Genomic DNA, 25,670 nt, shown 5'->3' with positions numbered 1-25,670 from the left:
GTCAAAATGAAACTTTCTTCTGAAAAATTCAAATCACTAGAAAATAAGGCCATTACTTTGTTGGGCATGTCTGGTGTGGGTAAAACAACACTGGCTAATAAACTAGATCGGTCTAAATGGTTTCATTACTCAGGCGATTATCGAATAGGCACAAAGTATCTGGAAGAACCGATTCTAGATAACATAAAAGCAAAGGCAATGAATGTTGGCTTCTTGGCAGATTTATTGCGAACTGATTCAATTTATATATGTAGCAATATCACTGTAAACAACCTTGATCCTGTTTCTACATTTCTGGGGAAGGTGGGCGATACTAATCAAGGCGGGCTCGAATTAGCTGAATTTAAGAGACGTCAATTTTTACATCGACAAGCAGAAATTTATGCGATGCTTGATGTGCCAGAATTCATAGGTAAAGCAAGTAATATTTATGGCTATCCCAATTTTTTAAATGATGCAGGTGGGAGTCTGTGTGAATTGAATGAGCCAAGTGTATATGAAATATTATCTGAGCATACATTGATACTTTATATCCGTGCAGACGGAGAGCATGAGAAAATGTTGTGCGAGCGCGCTGTTAGTCATCCTAAACCACTTTACTTTCAAGAAGAATTTTTGGATAAACATTTATCTGAATTTTTAGAGGAAAAAAATCTTTCATCGATTGATGATATAAATCCTGATGAATTTGGCAGTTGGGTATTCCCTAAATTGTTGGAACATAGAAAGCCGCTTTATGAGTCTATCGCTAATAATTATGGCTACACAGTCAATTTACATGACATTCAAAATGTTCGAGATGAACAAGACTTTATGGATCTGATTGGCCAAGCAATCGATCGTTCTTAAGTTATAGATAATTTCCACTTTGGCGTTAGTACAACATAATAATTTACCTAGTATCGAACGTATGCGTTCGGAGGGTTTGGATGTGTGTCTACCAAATCAGGCTGATGACGCATTGCCAACTATAAAAATTGGTTTTTTAAATATGATGCCTGATACGGCATTAGCAGCAACTGAACGCCAGTTTTTAAGGCTGCTAACTGCTAATTCAAATGTGAATTGTTATTTCTATCCATTCAGTATTGCAGGTGTTCCACGTTCAGACCAAGCAAAGTCATACATTGATGAATACTACATTGATTTTGTTTCATTAAAGCGAATGAATATAGATGCACTAATTATTACTGGGGCTAACGTATCGCAGCCATTACTACAAAATGAAGAGTTCTGGCCAGAGTTAGAGAAAGTATTGTGTTGGGCGCGTATAAATGTTCGCTCTACAGTTTGTTCTTGTTTGGCAACTCATGCAGCAGTTAAGGTATTTTATGATGTTGATAGAAAACATATGGGTGATAAATGCTGGGGAGTATTTCCACATCAGGTGTTATTGCCACAAAATGCGTTGGTTGAAAATATAGATACCAATATCATGATGTGTCACTCCCGCTTCAATAATATCTCGCAACATGATTTTGCTCGGCATAATGTAGATATTCTTATTGATAGCCCGCAGGTGGGAGTGCAACTGGCTTGTGAGAAAGATATGAGTATTATCTATTTCCAAGGTCATCCTGAGTATGATGACATCAGTTTGCTGAAAGAGTACAAGAGAGAAATTATTCGCTATTTGTCACAACAAAGGAAAGATTATCCTCCTGTTCCAAAAAATTATTTTAATCAGTCTTCGTTAGATGAGATAGAAAAATATAAACAGTTAGTGGAAAAAGAAGGCGCTTCTGAAGAATTGCTCGCTGAATTTCCCGAAAGTGAACTCAATCAAGTGCTAGATAATCCATGGCAGAAATCAGCACAAACTATATTTTCTAATTGGCTGCAATTGTTGGTGTGTTAGCTTAAATTTATTTGTCAATATAAATACAGCCGAAGCAAACAACCAAATTGCACTTGGAACAGGGACGCTAGAGGTGTTTATTAATGGAAGCGAACCACGACTGCCTGGAGTACCAAAATCGCCTAAGCCATACTGGGTGCTCTGAGTTAACTGATAATCTGATTCTTTGGGCGCAAGCAATTGGTTAATTAATTCTGCACTAATGCCAGCAGAGCCAAATGGTAAGCCAGTATAATCAAGTCTGGTAATTTCATTGCCGTTGTTTGATAAAACTATCTGATCAAGCGTGTTATTTAAGCTGAAATTATTATAAACATATTGTGCTGTATAGCCACCATTATTTACTATGTCACCATTTCTGCCTAGTACTAAGTAAGCACCTGGCAATATTAATAAACCAGACGCATTGTTGATCTGATGTGCATTACTACCATCATCGCTAATTGTTATTCCATTCAAGTCTATGGTGTTCGCGGATGCATTGAAAATTTCAAACCATTCTCCATTGACGTCACTGACTGAAGACGGGTTAGCCATCACTTCACTTATTAACAAGTCGCCAAACTGAATGCTAGCAGCATGAGAGAAATTTAAGGCATTTAGTACTATAAATAATACTAAGATTTGATTTTTTGTTAACATGATTGTGGGTGTCCAATGGGGTAGTGAGTGGTTAGAAAGATCATTGATCGTTTAGGATAGATTTACAATGATCGCTGTGCGCATGCGCACATAGTGCTCGTAACTTGTCATTCCCACATATGCGTCAATTCAAAGGATTTTGATTAAACATTGAGAATTTAGTTTAAATAAAAGATTATTATGAAATTTTAATTTATTTAAAAAATCATTTCCGCTAGACTCATGTTTTCGTTACAAAACCTCATGTACTTCTACTATCTGTCGGTTGCATGGAATTGAGGATTTTAATTGAATAAGTTATTGAGCAGTTTTGCTCTCTTTGTTGTTGTAATATTTTACAAATATATAAATTAATAAAGTGGCTATAATCAAATCGGTAAGCACTCAAGCAGTAGTATTTGTGGGCATATGTTTCTGTCAAAATATTTTTGCTGAAGGATTTGATTACTATGAGCATATAAATAAATATACCAAGTGTGAAGCAGTGCAAAATGTTGTTGCTAATATTCTAAGTGAGACAGAAGAAAAATTTTATCAGCATGAATCCCATCATGCTTCTCTAGATTCGAGAATTATTGCGCTTGAGTTTGCGAGAGCTGGAAAATATGAAGAAGGTTTGATAGATGAGCTTTACCATACTTATTTAGATGCATATCGAGATTTGCTAGAACAAAGTGAGGATGTTGAAAAGTTTACTGCTTCTTTAAAGCCGCAGGTAACTAAATGTAAAAAGTTGAACGAAATGCAAGAAGATATTTTACGTAGGAAACGACAAGAGAAAATTAATAACAAGTAACAGTTTTAGTAAAAACTTGCGCTGATTTTATTTCAGCGCAAGTTTGGTCCATTTTTATAGCAACGGTGCAATCACCAAGCTAACAATAGCCATTACATTGATTAGAATGTTCATTGATGGTCCGGAAGTATCTTTGAATGGATCGCCCACTGTGTCACCAACGACTACGGCTTTATGAACATCAGAACCTTTACCGCCTAAGTTACCTTTTTCAACATATTTTTTCGCGTTGTCCCAGGCGCCACCGGCGTTTGCCATCATAAGAGCTAACAATACACAACAAAGCAGCGCGCCGCCTAACATCCCTCCTAATGCTTGTGGGCCTAATCCAAAACCAACTACAACAGGAGCAATAACCGCTAAGCAACCTGGTAATACCATTTTCTTTAAAGCAGCTGTAGTGGCTATATCAACACAGCGAACTGTGTCAGGTTTTGCAGTTCCTTCTAACAAACCAGGAATCTCTTTGAACTGGCGACGGATTTCTTTAATCATTGAAAAAGCAGCATCACCAACAGCGGTCATAGTGAGAGACGCAACAATGAATGGGAATACTCCACCAATAAACAGCCCAATTAATACACGTGGTTCACGGAGATCAAGGCTAATGCTTGTCCCATGACTATTAATTTCGCTTATGAATGCAGTAATAATGGCCAATGCAGCAAGTGCAGCTGCACCAATCGCAAAACCCTTACCGATCGCGGCAGTAGTATTTCCAACTTCATCTAGATTGTCAGTAATGTTGCGAGTGTCTTCACCCAGGTTGGCCATTTCTGCAATACCACCTGCATTATCAGCAACCGGCCCGTAGGCATCAATGGCCATGGTAATGCCGACAGTTGCCAACATGCCAACTGCTGCAATGCCTACTCCGTAAAGGCTTGCCCATTCATTGGCGAAAAATATAATTGCGGCAATTGTAAGAACAGGTATTAACACTGAATGCATGCCGGTGGCTAAACCAGCAATCATGACAGTCGCGGGTCCGGTTTCGCCACCTGCCGCAATTTTGCGTACTGGCGCTCCACCCGTGTAGTACTCGGTAACTAAGCCAATAATAATTCCACCAATGGCGCCGCTAAGAACGGCAATCCATACACCAGTAGAAATGCTCAAGTAATCAATACAAAAATAGGCGGCAATAATAAATAAGACAGCTGCTGAAAATGTGCCTAGCCTTAGTGCGTTTGCAGGCGCCATGTTAGTTTGTATCTTGACTAAGAAAATACCTATTAACGAACAGAGTAACCCAATAGATGCTAATCCTAGAGGTAAAAACATCAAAGCATTTTGTGCGCCTAAATTATTTAGTACAGTTGTGCCTAATGTTGCTGCTATCGCAATAGTGGCAATAATAGACCCGCAGTAAGACTCAAAAATATCAGATCCCATGCCTGCGACATCACCAACATTGTCACCAACGTTATCTGCAATCACACCAGGGTTACGTGGATCATCTTCAGGAATACCAGCTTCAACTTTACCGACTAAATCCGCACCCACATCAGCACTTTTAGTGTAAATACCACCACCAACACGAGAGAATAAAGCCACAGTAGAGGCGCCCATTCCAAAGCCGTGAATTACATGTGCCGTTCCTGGGTCAGAACCATACAATAAGTACAAAGTACCAAGCCCTAGTAAGCCCATTGCGGCAACTGTCAGACCCATTATGGAGCCGCCAAGAAATGCTATATCAAGTGCCGCATCTAGTCCTTTTTTGTTGGCTGCAACAGTAGTTCTAACGTTGGCTCTGGTGGCTGCATGCATACCAATATAACCTGCGCCGGCAGAGCATATTGCACCTAAAACAAATGCGCCTGCAGTCGAGGCACCTAAGTCTGAGAAATATATCGCCAGGGTGACTATGGAGGCAAAAATAAATAGAATTGAATATTCACGACGCATGAAGGTCATTGCACCTACATGAATCTCATCAGCAATTTCTCTTACTTTGCCCTCACCAGGCGAAGAGCTTAAAACAATACGATAAATTACAAATGCAGAAATAAGCCCAAATAATCCTAGGGCTACCGGTAATTGACTTAGAGACATGGTTAGTTTTACTCCCGATTGATAGAGCTAGATCATGTACACTTAGGGTTGTAATAGATCTAACAATTTATTATTTTTTTCACTAACGTTTGTACGGTTTGCCCGAACAGTATATAACCAAATAGTACAAAACAGCTAATCTGAATATGTATGATTGACACTTCTTGATATGGCGCGTCGAGTTACCCTTAAAAATCTTAGATTAGAGACTCTGATTTATCGAGAGAGAGCAATCTTGTCTGCAATATTAGTTGCTGGAACATTTATTCTATTATTAGTTCGCTTGTACGATTTACAGATCACTAATTACTCTCATTACCAAACCTTGTCCGAGGATAATCGAGTGAGGGTACTGCCGGTCGCACCTACACGTGGGCTGATAGTGGATCGCAATGGAGAAATTCTTGCTGATAACACTCCAAATTATCAGCTTGTCGTGACGCCTTCCCAGGTCAAAGACATGTCTGCACTGATTGAAAGTTTATCTGTATTCATTGACATAAAAGAGCACGAATTGGAGCGTTTCAAAAAGACTGTGAAACGCCAGCAATCATTTCAGCAAACACCATTGAAGTTTAACCTCTCCGATGAAGAAGTGGCAAAGTTTGCGGTTAATCAACATCGTTATGGAGGAGTAGAAATTGCTGCTCACTCGACACGTTATTACCCACAAAAAAATAGCTTTGCTCATGCCTTGGGTTATGTTGGTCGCATTAATGAGAAAGAACTTAGTAGATTAGATAAACAAAAATACCAAGGCACAAGCCATGTAGGTAAATTAGGCATTGAGAAACGCTATGAAAAAGATTTACATGGAGAAGTCGGTTTCCAACATGTAGAGATAAATGCTCAAGGTCGGTCATTACGTGTACTGAAAACGCAACCATCAACGCCAGGAATGGATATTCAATTATCACTTATTGCGCCCCTACAAGAGGTTGCTCAGGATGCTTTAGGTGAAGAAAATGGCGCGATAGTGGCAATTGATCCAAACAATGGTGATGTCCTGGCATTTGTAAGTAAACCTAATTATGACCCCAATTTATTCGTCAATGGCATTGGGCAAATTGCGTACTCTGCTTTACGTGACGATAAGCACCGACCTTTGTTTAATCGCGCACTCGTCGGGCAGTACCCACCAGGCTCTACGGTTAAACCTATAGTAGCACTGGCTGGATTGCAATACGGTCTAACCTGGCCAGAAAAGACAATGTATGCTGGTCCATTTTTTCAACTGCCTGGAAAAGCGCGCAAATATCGTGATTGGAAAAAAGGCGGTCATGGCTTAGTTAATATGAATAGTGCGATAGCACAATCATGTGATGTGTACTTTTATGAGCTGGGTGATCAGCTAGGGATTGATCGCATGCACGAATTTTTAACTCAGTTTAATCTAGGTAGTGTGACTAATTTGGATACTGTCGGTGAAGTTAAGGGTTTAATGCCGTCTTCTAGTTGGAAACGTTCTGCACGCGGTCAGCCTTGGTATCCTGGTGAGACAGTGATTACAAGCATTGGTCAAGGTTACATGTTAACAACGCCTCTGCAGCTTGCAGTCATGACGGCATATATTGCAAACCATGGCAGTATGTATCAGCCACGCTTTGTACGCGCAACGCGTGCTGCAGGAACATTTAAGTTTGATCAAAGGCAACCCGTGCCAATGTCTAATGTAAAAGTTGATAATGAGAGTTATTGGCAAGCGATTGAAAAAGCTATGATCAGTGTAGTGCATGCACCCAATGGTACTGCGCGTCGCATAGGCCTGGATGCGCCATATAAAATTGCAGGTAAAACAGGTACTGCGCAAGTATTTAGTATAGCCCAAGACGAAGAATATGATGTTGATACCACACCAAAGCATCTGCAGGATCATGCTTTGTTTGTAGCTTATGCGCCCGTAGATAACCCTATTATTGCTTTAGCTGTCGTAGTAGAAAATGGTGGCAGTGGAAGCGGCACAGCAGCACCGGTAGCGCGTAAAATTCTAGATGCGTATTTGCTAGATGGGGAAAAACTAGAAGGTAAGCAAATTGTCAGTCGCTAAAGCGAGTTTATATGAACACCCTTTGAGAGTGATTTATCACTTTCTAAAAATTGATACAGCATTATTTATGGCATTGCTTATCTTGTGTATGAGCGGTTTAGTGGTTTTGTACAGTGCTAGCGGAGGTGACATTGACGCTATTCAACGTCAGTTAGTACGACTCGGGATTGGCTTTGCTGGGTTGCTGTTATTTGCACAAATCCCTGCTGATCAATTAAGAAGTTGGTCATTATGGTTATATATAGTAGGTATAGGCCTATTGGTTGTAGTTCTGATCTCAGGCGATACTGGTAAAGGTGCGCAGCGTTGGTTAGATTTAGGTTTTGTGCGATTCCAACCATCAGAACTAATGAAAATTTGGTTGCCAATGATGATGGCTTGGTACTACGCAAAGCAAGCATTGCCGCCAAGCATAAAAGATATTTTTATAGGGTTTGTGATTTTACTGGTGCCCGCAGGACTTATTATTAAGCAGCCAGACTTGGGGACTTCTATATTAGTAGCAGGTGCGGGATTGTTTGTGATTTTCCTGGCAGGTATACGTTATCGAGTCATTGCCTTGTTTGTGGGTTTGGTGTTAGCCGCCGCCCCAGCATTTTGGTTCTATTTGCGAGATTATCAACGCGGGCGCATTCTCACTTTGCTAGATCCGGAGAGAGATCCACTCGGTGCTGGTTACCATATTATTCAATCCAAGATAGCGATTGGTTCTGGTGGTGTTTACGGCAGAGGATGGCTAAATGGTACTCAATCCCAGCTTGATTTTATTCCTGAACGCTCCACGGATTTTATTTTTTCAGTGCTTAGCGAAGAATTCGGATTTTTTGGAACTTCGTTGTTAATCATGGTCTACTTATTTATCGTTGTGCGTGGGCTGATTATTTCTGCGCGAGCACAAACTTGTTTTGCGCGCTTACTGGGCGGTGCAATAAGTTTGTCATTTTTTTCCTACGTGTTTGTTAATATTGGAATGGTTTCGGGGTTGTTGCCAGTAGTGGGTGTTCCGCTACCTTTAATTAGCTACGGCGGCACCTCTATGGTAACGTTACTGACTATGTTTGGAATATTAATGTCAATCCATTCTCACAGAAAATTATTGGGCCATTGAGAAAATTATATTTCATTATTTTGACGCTATTACTTGCGTTACAAGCTTCTATTGGGCTTGCAAAATCGTATTATGGCCGCGAAGACGTACAAAACTTTATTCAGTACATGATTGATGAACATGGCTTTGAGCGGACTCAGCTCAAACTGTTGATCAAAGGTGTTAAGGAACAAAAAAGTGTACTAGAAGCAATTTCTACTCCTGCAGAACGTAAGAAGAAATGGTTTGAATACCGGCCTATTTTCCTTAAGCAAGCGCGTGCTGATGCGGGAATCAAATTTTGGCAAGAAAACCATGAAATTTTGCAACAAGCCGAGCAAATGTATGGCGTGCCACCTGAAATTATTGTCGCTATTATTGGCGTGGAAACCTATTACGGGCGTATCACTGGCAAGCATCAAGTATTAGATAGTTTGGTAACGCTGGGTTTTGGCTATCCTAAGCGCGCTCAGTTTTTCTTAAGTGAGTTAGAACACTATTTATTATTATGTCGTGAAGAAGGCTTTGATCCTTCAGTATTAAAAGGCTCATATGCTGGTGCCATGGGTGTAGGGCAGTTTATATCAAGTAGCTACCGACGTTACTCGGTAGATCAAAATGAAGATGGGAAGCGTGACTTGTGGAATAGTAATGAAGACATTATTGGCAGTGTCGCTAATTACTTTAAGGTCCATGGCTGGCGAAAGAATCAAGCCGTAGCCAGTCGAGCACAATTTACTGGCAATGTTAAAACGATAGATGACTCCAATACGCTTAAGCCAGGATTTACCTATGCGCAATTGAATAAACAAGGCTTTATCGCAGATATGCCTATTGGTGGCGATGAGAAAGTGTCTCTATTTGTGTTAGATGTAAATAAAAACACTAAGGAGTATTGGATAGGCCAACATAATTTTTATGTGATTACTCGTTATAACCACAGCCATATGTATGCCATGGCGGTATACCAACTCAGTCAGGAAATTAAGCAACAATGGATTTTGACGGCGCAAAGCGCAAACTAGAAAGTTGTTTTAAATTAGTATTTGTTTGGCTGGTTTGTATAGTAATGGTGGCTGCGTGTAGCTCACCTTTATCTAAAAAAGATTCGGCACCCAAAAAATCGTCGACTCGCGTAGACCGGTCTGAGAAAGTAATTCCAAAAGTTGAGCCTAAAAGTAAATACGGCAATCCAAAATCGTATGTTGTGTTTGGCCAGCGCTATTACACTTTGTCTACAGCAAAGGGTTATGTTGAGCAAGGTATTGCTTCTTGGTATGGCACTAAGTTTCATGGTCGACGCACTTCTAGTGGCGAGACTTATGATATGTATGCCATGACAGCAGCGCATAAAACACTGCCTTTACCTACCTATGCTCGTGTTACTAATAAAAAAAATGGACGATCTATTATTGTGCGTATTAACGACCGAGGGCCGTTCCATGATAATAGAATCATCGACTTATCATATGCTGCGGCAACCAAGTTAGGTATTGTTACGACCGGCACTGGCCTAGTAGAAGTACGTGCTATTGATCCTCGTCGAAGTGCAAGTGTGCAGGCTAATAAGCCAGGACAAAAACCAGTGCTACCTAAAGATGTTGTCGATGTGGCAGAGCCTGTCAGCAACACTGCTAGCAGTGTAGAGATTGTTGAACCTTCACCTAGTGCAGAAGAAGTTGAAAAGAAAGTTGGTATTTTTGTTCAGATAGGAGCATTTCGTAGTAAAGAAAACGCTTATAAGTTTCGCAATCAATTTGCGGCTCATCAGCTTGGAACTGTCAGTGTAAAAGAACAAATCTTAGAAGATTTACCTATCTATAAAGTTTGGATAGGGCCGCTTGATACTGTTGAACAAGCAGATAGAACGGTGAAGAAAATTACTCAGTTGGGACATAAAGAATACAAGTTAATATTTCAGGATAAGCTATAGCGCTTGCCATTAACCTCATAAATTAATATTCATGAATAAATTAGTTAATCGTTTAATTTGCATCTTGTTAATGCTTTTTGTTGTAACTGTAAATGTTAATGCAGAACCTGTGCCTATTCCTAAGGCGCCTATGATTAATGCCAAGGGCTATATTTTATTGGATCACTATACCGGTACCGTGATTGCTGAGAATAATGCAGACGAAAGAAATGATCCAGCCAGTATAACTAAGCTAATGACAGCTTATGTTGTATATAAGGTGTTATCTGAAGGTTCAATTCAGTTGACAGAGGAAGTATTAATTAGCGAAAAAGCCTGGCGCGCAATTGGTTCTCGCATGTTTGTAGAAGTTGGTAAACGGGTAATCGTAGATGATTTGCTACAGGGGTTAATTGTTCAGTCAGGCAATGATGCAAGCATTGCATTGGCGGAACATATTGCTGGCAGCGAAGATGCATTTGTTGGCATGATGAATATTGAGGCGGCACGTTTAGGATTGTTGAGTTCGCATTTTACCAATGTAACTGGCCTTACTCATGAACAACATTTCATGACTGCGCGTGATATTGCTATGCTCAGTAGCGCCATCATTCGAGACTTTCCTGATCAATACAAGCGCTATTCGCAAAAAGAATTTACTTTCAATGGAATTACTCAACACAACCGCAATAAGTTACTTTGGCGAGATCCCACGGTTGACGGTTTGAAAACTGGCCATACAGATGCAGCCAAGTACTGTTTAGCCTCTTCTGCAAAAAGAGATGATATGCGTTTAGTATCTGTCGTACTGGGAGCGCCCTCATCAGATGCTAGAGCAACCCATTCGCAAGCATTATTGAATTATGGGTTCCGATTTTTTGAGTCACATAAATTATATAGTGCTGGGCAAGTACTTCTTAAAAAGCGCGCATGGTATGGCGCAAAAAAAGAGGTAAGCTTAGGTATTAAAGAAGATATTACTATTACTATACCCCGCGGTCGCTATAATGACTTGAAGCCATTTATGCAGGTCGCCTCAACACTTGAAGCGCCGATTGAGATGCATCAGTCTGTGGGCAAGGTAGTTATAAATCTGGATGATGCAAAATTCACTGAGGTAGAATTAGTCGCGCTAGAATCTATACAGGAAGGTAGTATTATGCAAAGAATTAGTGACTACATCATGAGTTACTTTGAATAAAATCAATTGATAGTCAACGACTTTAATATGAGATTTGCTTAAATGAGCATGGCGTATCTAAATGGTGACTATATGCCTCTAAAAGACTGTAAAATTTCAGTTCTAGATCGAGGGTTCATATTTGGTGATGCAATTTATGAGCTCATTCCTGTGTATAAGTCAAACCCTTTTTACTTGGAAGCGCATCTATTAAGGCTTGCGCGCAGTATGGATCAAGTGGGAATTGTAGATCCACATAGCACTGATGAATGGAAACAAATTATAAATAAGCTCATAGAGCAGTCTGGCCTAGAGCAATTATCTGTCTATCTGCAAGTCACACGCGGTGTCGCTAAGCGTGACCATGCGTTTCCAGCTAACACTGCACCAACAGTTTTTGGTATGACGAATCAATGGCCAGCAGTAAATAATGATATATATGAAAAAGGTCTCACTGCTGTCACAACCGAAGACATTCGCTGGAACCGTTGTGATATAAAAGTTACCAGCTTGTTATCCAATGTTATGGAAAAGCAACACGCCGTTGACAACAATGCAGATGAGGCAATATTAATTCGTGATGGTTATGTGCTAGAAGGCTCAGCAACTAATGTGTTCGTAGTTAAAGAAGGCCAAGTGATGACCGCGCCAAAAAACAATTTAATCCTTCCAGGTGTCACACGTGATGTAGTTATAGAAGTGTTAAAAGAAAATAATATTCCGTTGCAAGAAAAAGCTCCCACTCAAGAACAATTAGCAAATGCGGACGAAGTATGGATCACTAGCTCAACAAAAGAATGTGCGCCTGTCACCGCCGTAGACAGAAAATCAGTTGGTAATGGCAAACCAGGCGAAGTATGGCAAAAAGTCTTTAATATATACCAAGCACGGAAGTAATGTCTGAACACAATGGTAATATAAATGGCAATGGAGTTGAAGAAGAGCCTCAAGGGTTAGTATATCCCTGCGACTTCCCTTTGAAGATGTTCGGTAAAAATAATCTGCATTTTATCGCTGCAGTAGATAATGTCGTAGAAAAATTTGTTCCCAGAGAGGACTGGGCATCCACCAAAACCACGACTAGCAAAAATGAAAAATATGTTAGCTACACGATTATCATCATCGCACGCAACAGGGAGCAACTGGATAAGGTCTGTGCTGCAGTCACTAATTGTCCTGAAGTTATTATGGCATTGTAAAAATATAGTTATTTAATAACAGATACTATTTAGCCATGGTCGCGCGTTCAAAATTATATGCTCAACTAGATTCACTTGAAGAAGAGCTGGATGAAAGATTGATCCCACATTTGCAGGAAGCAGCTAAAGGTCAGAATGAGTTTTTATTTTGCGCTAAACGCTTTGTCTCTCATGTTAGTCTCAGAAAACACGCCGATAAAGTCACTGCAGAGTTAATAGAGTTATCTTCGGATATTTTTTATCTTAGAGAAAAATTAGGTGAGCCATTAGACGGTACAAATGCGGGTCGCCTGTGTGAGTATTGTGCGCAGTGGGGGAATCTTTCTGACCGGCATCGCAATAGTGCGCAGGATTTGGCGATAAAATTCTTGAAAGAGATGAGTGCTTAAGTATCAAGTACAACTCATAAATTCGCGTGTTGTATTTTATCTAATATCATTTCTGCATGAGAATAATCAGGTTTAATGTGCATTGCCTGTGTCTCGCCCATAAGTAGAAAACTAGGAAAAGAATTCAATTTCAACTCCCTTGCGGTGTGAATTTCATGTAAAAGTAATTCGTTAATATTGATACTGTTTAAGTCTTGACTAAATTCGCTAACATTTAGACCTAATTGTTTTGCTAATGCGATTAGTGTTTCATTATCGGAAGGGTTTTTTGCTTGAAGATAATATGCTTGCTGAATAGCATAGGTCATCGCTTCATCATGTTGTGCGCCTTGCTTTCTTGCTGCGAGCACTGCGCGACAAGCGGGGTAAGTGCTACGTCTTGGTTTGCATTTTTCCCAGAAATCATAGTTGAATTGAGTCTCAGGCAGTTGCTGTTGTATGCGTCGCCAATTGTCTATTACGTATCGCTTGGTTTCTTCTGACATGGGGATGTCTCTGTCAGGCGCTAAGCCGCCGAGCAAACGAATAAATTCAATATCCTTAGGGAGTTTATCTTTGAGTGCTAGTAATACTGGCCTGAATGCCCAACACCAGCTACACATTGGGTCATGAACGTAATAGAGTTTCATGACATAGTTTGCTGCTTGATACCAGCATATTAGTGAAATTTCATTCTGGGTCGTGTTCTCTGTGTAAGCATGTTTGCAAGGGTAATCAATCCAACGCGAATTAAACCCATAATTGCGAGCTGGTGCATTTTGTATAAAGATAAATATACAAGTCGTGCTAATATGCCTTCAATCATAAAACTTCCAGCCGCTTTACCCATCAAATTTCCCATCATATTTCCAACCGTAGCGTAACTACTTAGATTGATTAAGGAACCGTAATCAACATAGTGGTAATTAGGTAGTGGTTTGTTCTTTAATCTGTTCTTGATAGTTTTCACTAACATGGATGCTTGTTGGTGTGCTGCCTGTGCGCGGGGAGGGACTGTCACGTCAGTGCCTGGCATGGGGCAAGCTGCGCAATCACCCATCGCGAAGATATTATCATCATGCGTTGTTTCTAAGGTTTGCTTGACGACGAGTCTGTTGTTACCAGTTGATTCCAATCCGTCAATATTGGTTAAAAAATCTGGTGCTTTAATACCTGCTGACCATACTTTAATTTCAGAAGGAATTAATCCTCCTTTATCGGTAATGAAGCCTTCACTCGTCGCTTCAACAATGCGATGACTCGTTAATACTTCTATATGTATCTTTTCGAGTGCTTTAAGCGTTTTTTCAGATAATTCAGGAGGTAATGCTGGTAATATTCTGTCTGCAGCTTCAATAATGGTGATTTTGATTTTATCTCGGTGTAATTCATCGATACCAAACTTGATGAGCTGGTTGAATGCATCATGCAATTCTGCTGATAATTCCACGCCTGTAGCGCCGGCACCCGCTATAGCAACTTTTAGCTGGCCTTCACGTAAAGGGCTGACCTGAGCATGCGCGGTATAAGCATTGCGCAGCAGGCTATGATGGAATGAATCAGCCTCAGCGCGAGTGTCGAGGAACATGCAATTCTCTTTTACGCCTTTAATGCTGAAGTCATTGGTTTGGCTACCAACAGCAAAAATTAGAGTGTCATATTTATATGTCCTCCTAGGAATATATTCGACTCCATCTTTATCGGATGTCGGCGCTAATGATATTTCTTTGTTCTCACGATCAAGAGTGTCCATTCGGCCGATCCTGAAAATGAAATGGTTTTTGTAGGCGAGTGCAGGATAACTGACTTCATCCTCATAAGAATTGAGTGTGCCAGCGGCTACCTCGTGTAAAAGAGGTTTCCATACGTGGGTTAGCTCGCAGTCTACTAAAGTTACTTTGGCTTTACCCTTGGCAGCAAATTTTTTGCCCAGGCTGGTGGCTAATTCTAGTCCGCCTGCACCACCGCCGACGATAATTATATGATGTAAGTCAGTTGAATCGTTCATTCCATTAAGTATAGTGAGTTACGCTTGAGCAAGTTCAATAATAAACTGAGGTTGTCATGTGTGTGGATAAAATCTTCAGCGTAAATTTTCATATTGCTGCAGAGTAATTCTACCAGCTGATTAGAATTTGCATGTGTCACAATATGTACTCCATCGACGTAGAGATGATTATGTTTTTCTTTTAAGTTAAATGCAAAACGTGAGCTTTCATTCCTAACCAGATAGTGATTCGAAGCAAAATAGTTCTTTAGATCTGCTTGTGAATACGAATGCTCTGACTGGTGAATTTCCAAATCGTTCAATTGTTGGTATTTTGGTGTTGTAATATAGCGACCAAACCAATCACTAATCATTTCTGGGTTTTGAAGATATTGCGAAAGTATCTGCTCAATTTTTTCTAGAGTTTGATCGCTTATTTCCCCACTATTGCTTTGCGAAGCAAGATCAGGATCTTGATAACGTGAAGACTCTGTCAATTGATCACCAATATAATCCGTATATTCGCGTAATATTTCGCTATGTGAGGGTGCACGAAAGCCAACAGAACAAGTAATACATCCATCACCAAGTGCAATTCCATTGTGACCTATGCCGGGTGGCAGATATAAAATATCACCTGGGTTTAATGTCCATGAGACAGTTGGCTGAAAGTCGGTGAGAATTTTTACTGGTAATTCATTATTGGTAGCTGAGCTTTCATTATAGATACCGCCTATTTGCCATTGGCGTTGCCCGCCGGTTTGGATTAGAAAAACATCATAGTTATCATAATGAGCTCCGACACCTCCGCCATTACTCGCATAACTCATCATTAAATCGTCGATACGCCAGCGAGGTATGAAGTTGAATTTCTCTAATAGCTCTGCCGCTTGCGGAATATAATGATCTACAGCTTGTACCAGCAATGTCCAGCCTGATTCTGGTAGGGTAGAAAAAATCTCATCAGTGAATGGCCCGTGTTGTAGCTGCCAGGATTCGTTATTTTTAATAATCAAGCGTGATTCCACGCCATCTTCACAAGCTAAACCAGCGAGAATTTCTGCACTTACCGGAGATTCAAAATTAGGTAGTGCATTACGAATCAGCAACGGCTTTTTCTGCCAATACTGTGAAAGAAATGTTTCTAGAGGTAAATCGCCTAAGGGTATCGAATTCATTATTATGATTCAGTTAATCATGCGGTGCGTTTTTGAGCATTTCTAAATGTGGAATTCCATCTTCCAGATAAGGTTCAGAGACTTGATAAAATTCAAAGCTTTCATAAAACTCTTTTAAATATACTTGAGCGCTTATGCGAATGTCATTTTCAGGCCATAGGATAGTTATTTGTTCGAGGCATTTTTGCATGAGCAATGAGCCTATGCCTTGATGACGCCAAGTTGACTCGACCAAGAAACGTCCAATACTGCAGTCTGAGTAACTAGTGTCGGCCGATAATAAACGTGCATATGCAACTAATTGGTTATTATCATAAGCCATTAAATGATAAGTATCTGGTAAGCGATCTTTTTCATCTAATTCAGTGTAGACGCAAGTTTGTTCCACCACAAAAATATCTACACGAAGCTTGAGTAGTTCGTAAAGCTGATTATTGCTGAGCTGGTCAAAGCGCTTACATTTCCATTCCAGGTGTTTCATGTTAGTTTGCAGATTAGATGTAGATAAGATTGTTTTATCATCAAGTAGATTTTGGCTAAGATCAACTATTGTTAAGTAAATATAGAAGAATAATGTGAAATATCAGTTAGTGATTCAATTTCCGATAACTGAAAATTTTGATTTCGACGCAATCATTGGATTGGAAACAAAGTTAACGTTTGAAATGGGAGAGGGCTATATTATTGATGGTCATGATTTTGGGGCAAGTAATATTAATCTTTTTATTCAGACCGATCAGCCCGAGCAAGGCTATGAGAAAGTATTTGATATGTTGAGCACTAAGCTGATATCAACAATACAGATGGCCTATAGGGTAAATGGTAGTGATGAGTTTATTTTTTTGCACCCGGCTAATTGTAAAGATCATTTTTCTATTAAATGACATTTTATAAGGAGGTTTTAAGTGCAATCGCGATTGTACTTACCTTTGTCGCATTTGTTCCTTATATAAGAGCAATATTAAAGTGTCAGGTAAAACCACATGTATTTTCTTGGGCAATATGGAGTATTACTACATTAGTTGTATTTTTTGCTCAAGTTAGTGAAGGCGCCGGAGTGGGCGCCTGGGCAACAGGTGTATCTGGTTGCGTCACGGTGATTATTGCGGGTTTGGCTTATTGGAAACGTGCGGATATTACTATCACAAGGCTGGATTGGCTGTTTTTCAACTCAGCTTTATTGTCTTTGCCTATATGGTATTTCATATCTGATCCATTATTGACGGTGGTAATACTAACCACAGTTGATGTGCTTGGGTTTGGTCCAACAATTAGAAAAGCGTATTCCTTGCCATATTCTGAATCATTACTATTTTTTATGATATTTGCCATACGTGATTCACTCGTGATTGCAGCATTAGAGAGTTACTCTATAGCGACAGTTTTATTTCCTGCTTCAATCGTTGTGTCGTGCTCTATTATCTGCGTGATAATGATGTATCGAAGAAAATTGCTGATTAATTAGTATGAGAATTTTAGTATTAAGTACATTAATTTTAGTAATGGGTCTAACATGTATATTTTTAGAAAATTATTTCTATCAATATGTAGATGAGCAGGGAGTACTACACGAGAGTCTATTCATGCCGTTGGGATCAATTTTAATATTGCTAGCAGGTATAGGATTGGTATTTTTTTAGCCACATCGCTAATGAAAAACCGCAACAGATAATTTAATTATATAGATGGATTTTTAAATATGATAAATAGATATACAGACCATGCGGCCAACGAGAGAACTTATCTAGCGTGGATACGCACAGCGATTGCAATTATGGCATTTGGTTTTCTTATCGAGAAATTTGATTTATTTATCTCTTATATAGGTAAAGTCATCGGTGATGAGCATCATTTCAAGTCTTCAATTTCGGCAGAGCTAGTCGGATTAGCGTTGTTCTTGGTGGGTATATCCGTGATTATTGGTGCAACACTGAGATTTTTTACATATAAGAAAGCAATTGAGTCTTCAGAGATAGTCCCTTACAACGTAAGGAAATCTAATTTAATGTTGTCATTTCTTATGCTTTTTTTAGCAGTATTTCTACTTGTATATATGGGGCATCAAATTTTAGAGCAGTATGATTAAGAAGGAATGTATGGGGCAGCTAATATTATTTAATAAACCGTATGGTGTGCTCAGCCAGTTTACTGATGAGGGTAACCGAGAAACATTGGCAAATTATATTTCAATTAAGCATGTATATGCGGCTGGAAGATTAGACAAAGATAGTGAAGGTTTATTGTTATTAACAAGTGATGGCAGTTTGCAAGATAAAATTTCTCATCCAAGAAAGAAACTTGCCAAGCATTATTGGGTGCAGGTGGAAGGAGAGGTAGGAGAGGAAGCTATCAAAATATTACGCAAAGGCGTAGCGCTTAAGGATGGCATTACTAAGCCAGCTGAAATATTTGTTATCGATGAGCCTAAAAATCTATGGCAAAGAACTCCGCCAGTAAGATTTCGTAAAACTGTACCTACACAATGGCTAGAAATAATCATCCATGAAGGTAAAAATCGACAAGTGCGCCGCATGACAGCCGCAGTGGGGCATCCAACTCTGCGACTAATCAGGCATCGTATAGGTGAATGGTATTTAGGTACTCTCGATAGTGGCGAAAGCAGAATACTTAGCGGCGACATTTCTTTATAATATGGTAATAGTTTCGTGCAGTGAGTCTTGGAGACAATCATGCGAGTCAATAATAATTCCAGTGCATTTATATTAGGATTTTTTATATTTTTGGGCCTAGCTTTGTTGGGCTATTTCTTGTCGACGGCGGCGATAGATTTTAAACAGTATGATCGTAGCGTTACAGTTAAAGGTTTGTCCGAACGAGAATTCAAAGCCGATATAGTTATATGGCCAATTGAATTCACATTGGCAGATAATGATTTAGAGCGCTTATATAGAACAATTGACGATTATACATTCAAAATTAAATCATTCTTGGAAGTTAATAATGTCCGCCCTGATGAGATATCATTTTCATCGCCGGCGATAACTGATAAAACCGCTCAGCAATATGGTGGTGGCCCTGCGCCTCAGTATCGTTATTCTGCCATTCAAACAGTGACTGTATACTCTAAACATATCGATGCAGTAAGAGGAGTTATGGGTAGACTGTCTGAGTTAGGCAAACAAGGGATAGTTTTTTCAGGCGGTGGATATGCATATCAAACAGAATATATTTTCACGCGTCTAAATGAAGTTAAACCTGAGATGATTGAAGAAGCTACGCGAAAAGCGCGTGAAGTAGCTGAGAAATTTGCTAGTGATTCTCAGAGCAAGTTAGGTAAAATTAAAAAAGCATCACAAGGCCAATTTAGTATATATGCGCGTGATAAAAATAATCCACATATAAAGAAAGTTCGCGTGGTATCAACAGTACAATATTATTTATCAGATTAAAAAATCATAATGAATAAAAAAATCTTTCCTTATATTGCGTTAACACTAGGAATAATTTGTATGTTGGTTGTTATCGTTGGTGGTGATGTCGGCGACAATCAATCGACCAATCTGCCTCTATTAACGTTGCTGATTATTTGTGAATTTGCATTTTTTGTATGTTCGATTGGTGCTTATATGTGTGTTAGAGAGGTAATTGATGTGGGGTTCACTGCATTACATATATTTGTAGGCGTGATATGTGCTTTGTTGGCAGCGCGATTTTTCATGTTAGGTATTAATTTTTGGCCACTTTAAATTTAACCACTCATAATTGTGATTAATCTCGTCAAGCTAAGCCCTTCGTCGCTTACGCTTATATTAGGCAATTTAGTACCAATTGTCGGTGTGCTATTTTTTGACTGGCAATTATTCCCTTTGATTTTGTTGTATTGGCTAGAAAATATTGTAATAGGAGTTTTTAATGCATTTAAAATGCTTACTTGTTCAGGCCCTGAAAATTTTCTAAATAGAATCTTTATGACGCTGTTTTTTTCTTTTCATTACGGCATGTTTTGCTTTGGTCATGGGACATTTATAGTTGATTTATTTGGCGGTAGTTCAGAGTCTATTCCAGATGCGCTACAAATGATTTTTCATAATGGTCTTCAGTGGGCACTGATAGCTTTAGTGGCTAGCCATGCATTTTCTTTTCTAAATAATTATTTGATTAAAGGAGAGCTGAAACAGTTGTCTGTTTCAGAAGTAATGTTCTTGCCTTATAAAAGAATTATTGTTCTTCACGTGTTTATTGTGATTGGTGGCGTGGTATTGCAAACATTCGGCGTAACTCAGGCGGGGCTAGTAATTCTAGCGTTAGTTAAAATAGTTGCAGATTTTATGGCTCATAGAATAGAGCATGAATAGATATCAATGAGCGCTGTATTAACAATGAAGCAACCGATAATTAGACATCTTGGAATGTGTGATTATATAGATATTCATACTCGCATGCGCGAATTTACCGATGGTCGTATTGAAAACACACAAGATGAAATTTGGTTTGTTCAGCATTGGCCTGTATTTACTCTGGGTCGTAATGGAAATAAGACTAACATATTGACCGATTTTGATATTGCTGTAATACATTCTGATAGGGGGGGAGATATTACTTATCATGGTCCGGGACAATTAATAGTGTATTGCTTAATTGATTTGAAGCGACTTCAATTAGGGGTTAAAACGTTAGTGTATGGCTTGGAACAGATTGTCATACAATATTTGTCAACTTTTGATGTAGTAGGTGAGCGAATTAATTCTGCACCAGGCGTTTATGTTGGAGGTGATAAGTTGGCTTCACTTGGCCTGCGTGTTCGTCACGGTTGTTCATTTCATGGTTTGGCGATAAATGTAGATATGGATCAAACGCCTTTTAGCTATATAAATCCATGTGGATTAAAAGGAATGCAAGTCACTCAGTTATCTGAATTTGCTATACATCAAAGCTGTGATCAGGTAGCGTTGAGTTTATCAAAATTAATCATTCAGCAATTCTATAAATAAAATGAGCCCAACGAACAAACAGCGCGGTGAAGATAAAGTTTCACGCATACCGATAAAAATCGTGCCCAGTGAAACAATATTACGCAAGCCAGAATGGATTCGAATAAAAGTAACAAATTCTGAAAGTGTTACGGCATTAAAGAAAACAATTAAAGATAATGGCTTGTATACTGTATGTGAGGAAGCATCATGCCCTAATCTTAACGAATGCTATGGTCATGGGACAGCAACTTTTATGATACTGGGCGATTTGTGCACGCGTCGTTGTCCATTCTGCGATGTTGCTCACGGGCGTCCCTTGCCACCAGATGATCATGAGCCAGTTAAGCTGGCTGAGACTATTCAGCTGATGAATTTAAAATACGTTGTGATTACTTCGGTTGATCGTGATGACTTAAAAGATGGTGGGGCCAGCCATTTTCAGCAATGTATTAAACAAGTACGCATTGTTAATCCTAGTATTAAGATCGAAGTATTAGTGCCAGACTTTCGCGGACGTATGGAAAAAGCGTTGTCAGCATTGCAACCTTCGTTGCCAGATGTGTTTAATCATAATTTGGAAACTGTTCCACGCCTTTATAAGCAAGCGCGTCCAGGATCTGATTATCAATGGTCACTAAAATTAATCCAAGAATTTAAACAAGCGAATCCTTGCATCCCTACAAAGTCGGGAATGATGTTGGGTTTGGGTGAGGAGTTAGATGAGGTGCGAGAGGTAATGCGTGATTTGCGGTCACATGATTGCGACATGTTAACTTTAGGTCAGTATTTGCAACCATCTAAACATCACTTGCCAGTGATTCGTTATGTTACACCAGCCGAATTTAATCAGTTGCGAGATGATGCATTGAAGATGGGTTTTTCAAATGTCGCTAGTGGGCCTATGGTACGTTCTTCATATCATGCTGATCAGCAAGCCGCTGGAGGTAATTAATGCAAATTAATTGCACAGAGCAAACTTATTTGCAGTATGCAAACGACTGCCTGTTCCTATATCAAACCACGCGCCATTAAAGATATCCGCACTAATCGCATTATGGTTTATGCAGTGACGGATAGTATCAATTAATGGAAATATTCTTTTTTCATGAATGAATAATTTTGGATCTATGTAAGCTATACCGCTGTACGTGAAACTTTTCTTACTTTGTCCCTTGATGTTTAATTCTTCACCATAAAAATCACCATTAGGGTTATGTTCTGGGTTGTTCACCATTAATAGATGCATATCTGAATTGCGCAGTTTAAAAGTTGCATCAAAGGGGATTCGACAATATATGTCAGCACTGATGACTAAAATCGGTTCATCTCCAAGTAATGGCAGTGCATATGAAATACCCCCACCAGTTTCTAAAGCTTGTTCACCTTCGTCAGAATAACTAATGGGAATTTTATAGGATGAGCCATCACCAAGATAATTGCGTATTTGTTTACCGCGGTAGGCGGTATTAATAATAATAGATTCAAAGCCAGCTAAGGCAAGCTTATGAATGTGGTGTTCTATTAGAGTGCATTTTCCAACTCGTAACAATGCCTTGGGTATATTGTCAGTGAGTGGGCGTAAACGATTACCACGGCCAGCAGCAAGTATCATGGCTTTCATAATAGTTTTCTAACAAATGTGTGAAATGGTTTTAATTCGTCATACTTGTCACTGACAGTTAATACATAATTAATAGTACGAGGAATGTCATTCATATATGAAGTCTTCCCATCTCTGTAGTTAAGTCGAGAGAAAATGCCTATTGCCTTTAGGTGTCTCTGCATTCCCATTAAGTCAAACCAGCGGTAAAACTGCGCAATGTCATATTGTCCAGGTAATATATTCACGAATTGTCGTACCCAGGAATCAATTTTATGCTGTGGCCATTCAATGTAACAATCTCTAAGTAAAGAGACTAAGTCATAAGTGATTGGACCAAGTACAGCGTCTTGAAAATCAATAATGCCTAGATGGTCATCATCTAATACCATTAAGTTTCGTGAATGATAATCACGATGTACAAATACTTGTGGTTGTTCTAATGCATTAGATTCTAAGAGTTGATAGGTAGAATCAAGAATATTTTTGTCTTTATCCGTTAGTGTGTAGCTTAAATGCTTGGCTAGGAACCAGTCTGAGAATAGCCTCATTTCCGTTAGAAGTAGTTGGCTGTTATAACAGGGGAGGTTGGAACCATCAATTTGTTGTAGGTCAACTATATAATTCATTGCAATGCTGTATAGGAAATCGGCAGAATTTTCGTTTAATGCACTATTTAGTAACTGGTCGCCAAAATCTTGTTGCACATAAAAACCATCATTGGAAGAAATGTAAATTTTTGGTGCAGGTAAATTATTATCTGCTAGTAACAGAGCAATATCGATAAAGCGCTGGCTATCTTCCAGCTCGGGTGGTGCATCTACAGCAATTAAGGAGATCTTTTTTTGGCCCATTTCATTTTTAGCAATAAATCTAAAGTATCGTCGGAAGCTTGCGTCACCAGACACCACTGAAAAAGAGTCCTCGACAATATCGAAAAGAGAATTAAGCCAATCTTGTAATAGTTGAGTGCGTTGGTCGGTCGTATGGTTCATGTTGGAGTGGTAAATAACACAATAATGTCTTGTATTAGAAAAAGGTTTATCTTTGAGTGAATTATGAGACTATTTGACTAAATTAATTAGAAACATGCCGATATGTATTACTAGTCAATTATAAGTCACTTTCAAGTTTAAGTTGCTGTAAATTCCTATTTGTTGGAGAAACATATGAAAGCTTCAGAACTATTTATTAAATGTCTGGAAAATGAAGGAGTTGAGTATATTTTTGGGATCCCCGGAGAGGAAAATCTGGATGTCATGGATGCTTTGCTAGACAGTAAAATCAAATTTATTACAACTCGGCATGAGCAGGGAGCAGCATTCATGGCAGATGTATACGGCAGACTGACAGGAAAAGCTGGTGTCTGTTTAGCCACACTTGGTCCTGGAGCTACTAATCTGATTACAGGCTTTGCCGATGCTGATATGGACCGCGCTCCAATCGTTGCCATTGCAGGACAAGGCGCAACAACACGCATGCATAAAGAGAGTCACCAGGTATTAGATTTAGTAAATCTATTTGAGCCAATTTCAAAGTACAGCACTCAAATTCGTGCATCACAAATTATTCCTGAAATTGTTAGAAAAGCATTTAAAGATGCACAGATGGAAAAACCTGGAGGTAGTTTTATTGATTTCCCTGAGAATATTGCCGGATCTCAAATGGCGGTAGAAAAACAGCCTTTGAAAGTGCAGGCACCACTACATCCTGTTCCTCCTATAGAAAAAATAAAGCAAGCGGCTGATGTAATCAGTCAATCTAAAAACCCAATTATTATGGCGGGTAATGGTGTTATCCGAAGTGGTGCTTCTGATCAGCTAGTGAAATTTGCTGAACAATTAAATATTGCCGTAGCTACGACTTTTATGGCAAAAGGGACGATGCCTTCTTCTCATGATTTATCTTTGGGAACTGTCGGTTTGCAAGCTAAAGATTATGTGGCTTGTGGATTTGAAAAATCTGACGTCATTATATGTATAGGATTTGATATGGTCGAATTTCATCCGCATATTTGGCATAAGTATAAAGATAAGAAAATTATTCATATAGATATGAGTCCTGCTGAAGTTGATGAACACTATATTCTTGAAGTAGGAGTTATCGGAGATATTAAAGATGGTTTAGAAGGTATAGCTGAAAATGCAAAACCTCATGTGGGAGGTTTTAATGCAGAATTACGTGAAACAATTGTTGGCGAGTTGAATGAATATGCAAATGATACGGGCTTTCCGATTAAGCCACAGAAAATAATTTGTGATTTACGAGCAGTATTGAATCCTGAGGATGTTGTGGTTTCTGATGTAGGCGCACATAAAATGTGGATGGCGCGTATGTATCAAGCAGAAAAACCAAATACTTGTATTATTTCAAATGGATTTGCATCCATGGGAATCGGTGTGCCAGGCGCGATGGCGGCTAAAATGGTAAATCCAAATGCAACAGCATTAACCGTCACAGGTGATGCTGGGTTCATGATGAATTCTCAAGAAATTGAAACAGCCCTTAGATATAAAATCCCTATTATTATATTAATTTGGAATGATAGTGAATACGGCCTAATTAAATGGCATCAAATGCGTAAAATGGGGAGACCCAGTAATATCGAATTCACTAACCCGGATTTTGTGAAATATGCAGAAAGTTTTGGTGCAAAAGGTTATCGTGTAAATAGTGCAGAAGAACTTGTACCTACACTTAAGCAAGCGATTTCGGATGATACAGTGGTGATAATTGATTGTCCTGTTGATTACTCTGAAAACATGAAACTTTCGGAAGAGCTAAGTCGCTTAGTTACTGGGGTGGCGCCAGAGTAAAGTAGAAT

Annotated in this window: 30 protein-coding genes; 22 read left to right on the top strand and 8 right to left on the bottom strand. The window is 39.2% G+C overall.

Annotated elements, in window-relative coordinates; translation table 11 throughout:
* Positions 1-6: 6 nt before the first annotated feature.
* Together R8G33_08200 and R8G33_08195 are read left to right on the top strand one after the other, a co-directional pair.
* Positions 7-849, top strand: coding sequence for an ATPase (locus tag R8G33_08200; GenBank protein MDW3095639.1), 843 nt, complete (start codon positions 7-9; stop codon positions 847-849).
* Positions 850-868: 19 nt separating this feature from the next.
* A complete protein-coding gene (locus R8G33_08195; GenBank protein ID MDW3095638.1) occupies positions 869-1,858 on the top strand; it encodes a homoserine O-succinyltransferase in 990 nt (329 codons plus the stop codon).
* On the opposite strand, the gene R8G33_08190 is transcribed toward R8G33_08195, so the two are convergent.
* The gene (locus tag R8G33_08190) at positions 1,811-2,500 is read right to left on the bottom strand and encodes a lamin tail domain-containing protein (protein ID MDW3095637.1); all 690 of its coding nucleotides are present in this window, start codon (positions 2,498-2,500) and stop codon (positions 1,811-1,813) included. The two genes, R8G33_08195 and R8G33_08190, sit on opposite strands and share 48 nt — an antisense overlap.
* 358 nt (positions 2,501-2,858) lie before the next feature.
* Here R8G33_08190 and R8G33_08185 point away from each other — a divergent pair, with 358 nt between their 5' ends.
* Entirely contained in the window at positions 2,859-3,296 is a 438-nt protein-coding gene (locus R8G33_08185; protein ID MDW3095636.1) for a hypothetical protein, read from the top strand.
* A 54-nt stretch (positions 3,297-3,350) separates the two neighbouring features.
* On the opposite strand, the gene R8G33_08180 is transcribed toward R8G33_08185, so the two are convergent.
* The gene (locus tag R8G33_08180; GenBank protein MDW3095635.1) at positions 3,351-5,354 is read right to left on the bottom strand and encodes a sodium-translocating pyrophosphatase; all 2,004 of its coding nucleotides are present in this window, start codon (positions 5,352-5,354) and stop codon (positions 3,351-3,353) included.
* A gap of 235 nt (positions 5,355-5,589) precedes the next feature.
* On the opposite strand from R8G33_08180, the gene mrdA reads away from it, so the two are divergent.
* Genes mrdA through R8G33_08140 form a run of 8 tightly spaced genes read left to right on the top strand, consistent with a single transcriptional unit; the run spans position 5,590 to position 13,168 of the window.
* On the top strand, positions 5,590-7,401 hold the full coding sequence (gene mrdA / locus R8G33_08175; GenBank protein MDW3095634.1) for a penicillin-binding protein 2: 1,812 nt from the start codon (positions 5,590-5,592) through the stop codon (positions 7,399-7,401).
* Complete coding sequence (gene rodA / locus R8G33_08170; protein ID MDW3095633.1) at positions 7,388-8,509, top strand: rod shape-determining protein RodA; 1,122 nt, start codon at positions 7,388-7,390, stop codon at positions 8,507-8,509. The genes mrdA and rodA overlap by 14 nt, the downstream gene beginning before the upstream one ends.
* Complete coding sequence (gene mltB, locus R8G33_08165) at positions 8,506-9,513, top strand: lytic murein transglycosylase B (protein MDW3095632.1); 1,008 nt, start codon at positions 8,506-8,508, stop codon at positions 9,511-9,513. Before rodA ends, mltB begins: the two co-directional genes overlap by 4 nt.
* Positions 9,483-10,421 (top strand): septal ring lytic transglycosylase RlpA family protein, encoded by a 939-nt coding sequence (locus tag R8G33_08160; protein ID MDW3095631.1) that lies wholly within the window; start codon positions 9,483-9,485, stop codon positions 10,419-10,421. The genes mltB and R8G33_08160 overlap by 31 nt, the downstream gene beginning before the upstream one ends.
* 31 nt (positions 10,422-10,452) lie before the next feature.
* Positions 10,453-11,601, top strand: coding sequence for a D-alanyl-D-alanine carboxypeptidase family protein (locus R8G33_08155; GenBank protein ID MDW3095630.1), 1,149 nt, complete (start codon positions 10,453-10,455; stop codon positions 11,599-11,601).
* A gap of 42 nt (positions 11,602-11,643) precedes the next feature.
* Positions 11,644-12,477: a D-amino-acid transaminase gene (gene dat / locus R8G33_08150; GenBank protein MDW3095629.1), complete on the top strand. Its 834-nt coding sequence runs from the start codon at positions 11,644-11,646 to the stop codon at positions 12,475-12,477.
* Positions 12,477-12,779, top strand: a complete 303-nt coding sequence (locus tag R8G33_08145; protein ID MDW3095628.1) for a DUF493 domain-containing protein — start codon at positions 12,477-12,479, stop codon at positions 12,777-12,779. Before dat ends, R8G33_08145 begins: the two co-directional genes overlap by 1 nt.
* Positions 12,780-12,814: 35 nt before the next feature.
* Complete coding sequence (locus tag R8G33_08140) at positions 12,815-13,168, top strand: hypothetical protein (protein ID MDW3095627.1); 354 nt, start codon at positions 12,815-12,817, stop codon at positions 13,166-13,168.
* Between the two features lie 14 nt (positions 13,169-13,182).
* Here the strand turns inward: R8G33_08140 and R8G33_08135 are convergent, their stop codons facing one another.
* From R8G33_08135 to R8G33_08120, 4 genes are read right to left on the bottom strand one after another with little or no spacing between them, the layout of a single operon-like run.
* Entirely contained in the window at positions 13,183-13,797 is a 615-nt protein-coding gene (locus R8G33_08135) for a DsbA family protein (GenBank protein MDW3095626.1), read from the bottom strand.
* Positions 13,798-13,826: 29 nt separating this feature from the next.
* The gene (locus tag R8G33_08130; protein MDW3095625.1) at positions 13,827-15,155 is read right to left on the bottom strand and encodes an NAD(P)/FAD-dependent oxidoreductase; all 1,329 of its coding nucleotides are present in this window, start codon (positions 15,153-15,155) and stop codon (positions 13,827-13,829) included.
* The gene (locus R8G33_08125; GenBank protein ID MDW3095624.1) at positions 15,152-16,312 is read right to left on the bottom strand and encodes a cupin domain-containing protein; all 1,161 of its coding nucleotides are present in this window, start codon (positions 16,310-16,312) and stop codon (positions 15,152-15,154) included. The genes R8G33_08130 and R8G33_08125 overlap by 4 nt, the downstream gene beginning before the upstream one ends.
* A 13-nt stretch (positions 16,313-16,325) precedes the next feature.
* Positions 16,326-16,793: a GNAT family N-acetyltransferase gene (locus tag R8G33_08120; GenBank protein MDW3095623.1), complete on the bottom strand. Its 468-nt coding sequence runs from the start codon at positions 16,791-16,793 to the stop codon at positions 16,326-16,328.
* 94 nt (positions 16,794-16,887) lie between these two features.
* Here R8G33_08120 and R8G33_08115 point away from each other — a divergent pair, with 94 nt between their 5' ends.
* Genes R8G33_08115 through lipA form a run of 10 tightly spaced genes read left to right on the top strand, consistent with a single transcriptional unit; the run spans position 16,888 to position 22,198 of the window.
* Positions 16,888-17,196 (top strand): hypothetical protein, encoded by a 309-nt coding sequence (locus R8G33_08115; GenBank protein MDW3095622.1) that lies wholly within the window; start codon positions 16,888-16,890, stop codon positions 17,194-17,196.
* The gene (locus R8G33_08110) at positions 17,193-17,777 is read left to right on the top strand and encodes a hypothetical protein (GenBank protein MDW3095621.1); all 585 of its coding nucleotides are present in this window, start codon (positions 17,193-17,195) and stop codon (positions 17,775-17,777) included. The genes R8G33_08115 and R8G33_08110 overlap by 4 nt, the downstream gene beginning before the upstream one ends.
* Position 17,778: 1 nt before the next feature.
* Positions 17,779-17,952 (top strand): DUF3955 domain-containing protein, encoded by a 174-nt coding sequence (locus tag R8G33_08105; GenBank protein ID MDW3095620.1) that lies wholly within the window; start codon positions 17,779-17,781, stop codon positions 17,950-17,952.
* A gap of 59 nt (positions 17,953-18,011) precedes the next feature.
* Positions 18,012-18,398: a DUF202 domain-containing protein gene (locus R8G33_08100; protein ID MDW3095619.1), complete on the top strand. Its 387-nt coding sequence runs from the start codon at positions 18,012-18,014 to the stop codon at positions 18,396-18,398.
* Complete coding sequence (locus R8G33_08095; GenBank protein MDW3095618.1) at positions 18,391-18,963, top strand: pseudouridine synthase; 573 nt, start codon at positions 18,391-18,393, stop codon at positions 18,961-18,963. The genes R8G33_08100 and R8G33_08095 overlap by 8 nt, the downstream gene beginning before the upstream one ends.
* Positions 18,964-19,002: 39 nt before the next feature.
* On the top strand, positions 19,003-19,722 hold the full coding sequence (locus R8G33_08090) for an SIMPL domain-containing protein (protein MDW3095617.1): 720 nt from the start codon (positions 19,003-19,005) through the stop codon (positions 19,720-19,722).
* A 9-nt stretch (positions 19,723-19,731) separates the two neighbouring features.
* Entirely contained in the window at positions 19,732-20,019 is a 288-nt protein-coding gene (locus R8G33_08085) for a hypothetical protein (GenBank protein MDW3095616.1), read from the top strand.
* Positions 20,020-20,037: 18 nt separating this feature from the next.
* Entirely contained in the window at positions 20,038-20,628 is a 591-nt protein-coding gene (locus tag R8G33_08080) for a DUF6498-containing protein (GenBank protein ID MDW3095615.1), read from the top strand.
* A 6-nt stretch (positions 20,629-20,634) separates the two neighbouring features.
* Positions 20,635-21,264, top strand: coding sequence for a lipoyl(octanoyl) transferase LipB (lipB, locus tag R8G33_08075; GenBank protein MDW3095614.1), 630 nt, complete (start codon positions 20,635-20,637; stop codon positions 21,262-21,264).
* A 1-nt stretch (position 21,265) separates the two neighbouring features.
* Positions 21,266-22,198 (top strand): lipoyl synthase, encoded by a 933-nt coding sequence (lipA, locus tag R8G33_08070; protein ID MDW3095613.1) that lies wholly within the window; start codon positions 21,266-21,268, stop codon positions 22,196-22,198.
* 6 nt (positions 22,199-22,204) lie between these two features.
* Here lipA and R8G33_08065 read toward each other — a convergent pair whose 3' ends face one another.
* Positions 22,205-22,867, bottom strand: coding sequence for a nucleotidyltransferase family protein (locus R8G33_08065; protein ID MDW3095612.1), 663 nt, complete (start codon positions 22,865-22,867; stop codon positions 22,205-22,207).
* Positions 22,864-23,841 (bottom strand): phosphotransferase, encoded by a 978-nt coding sequence (locus R8G33_08060; GenBank protein ID MDW3095611.1) that lies wholly within the window; start codon positions 23,839-23,841, stop codon positions 22,864-22,866. Before R8G33_08060 ends, R8G33_08065 begins: the two co-directional genes overlap by 4 nt.
* 174 nt (positions 23,842-24,015) lie before the next feature.
* Here R8G33_08060 and R8G33_08055 point away from each other — a divergent pair, with 174 nt between their 5' ends.
* Complete coding sequence (locus R8G33_08055) at positions 24,016-25,662, top strand: acetolactate synthase large subunit (protein ID MDW3095610.1); 1,647 nt, start codon at positions 24,016-24,018, stop codon at positions 25,660-25,662.
* Positions 25,663-25,670 lie beyond the last annotated feature (8 nt).

It is taken from the genome of Gammaproteobacteria bacterium (genome assembly GCA_033344735.1).
Classification (GTDB): Bacteria; Pseudomonadota; Gammaproteobacteria; order UBA4575; family UBA4575; genus UBA1858.
The sequence above is the reverse complement of the archived record's forward strand: the minus strand, read 5'-3'. Positions and strand labels throughout refer to the sequence as shown.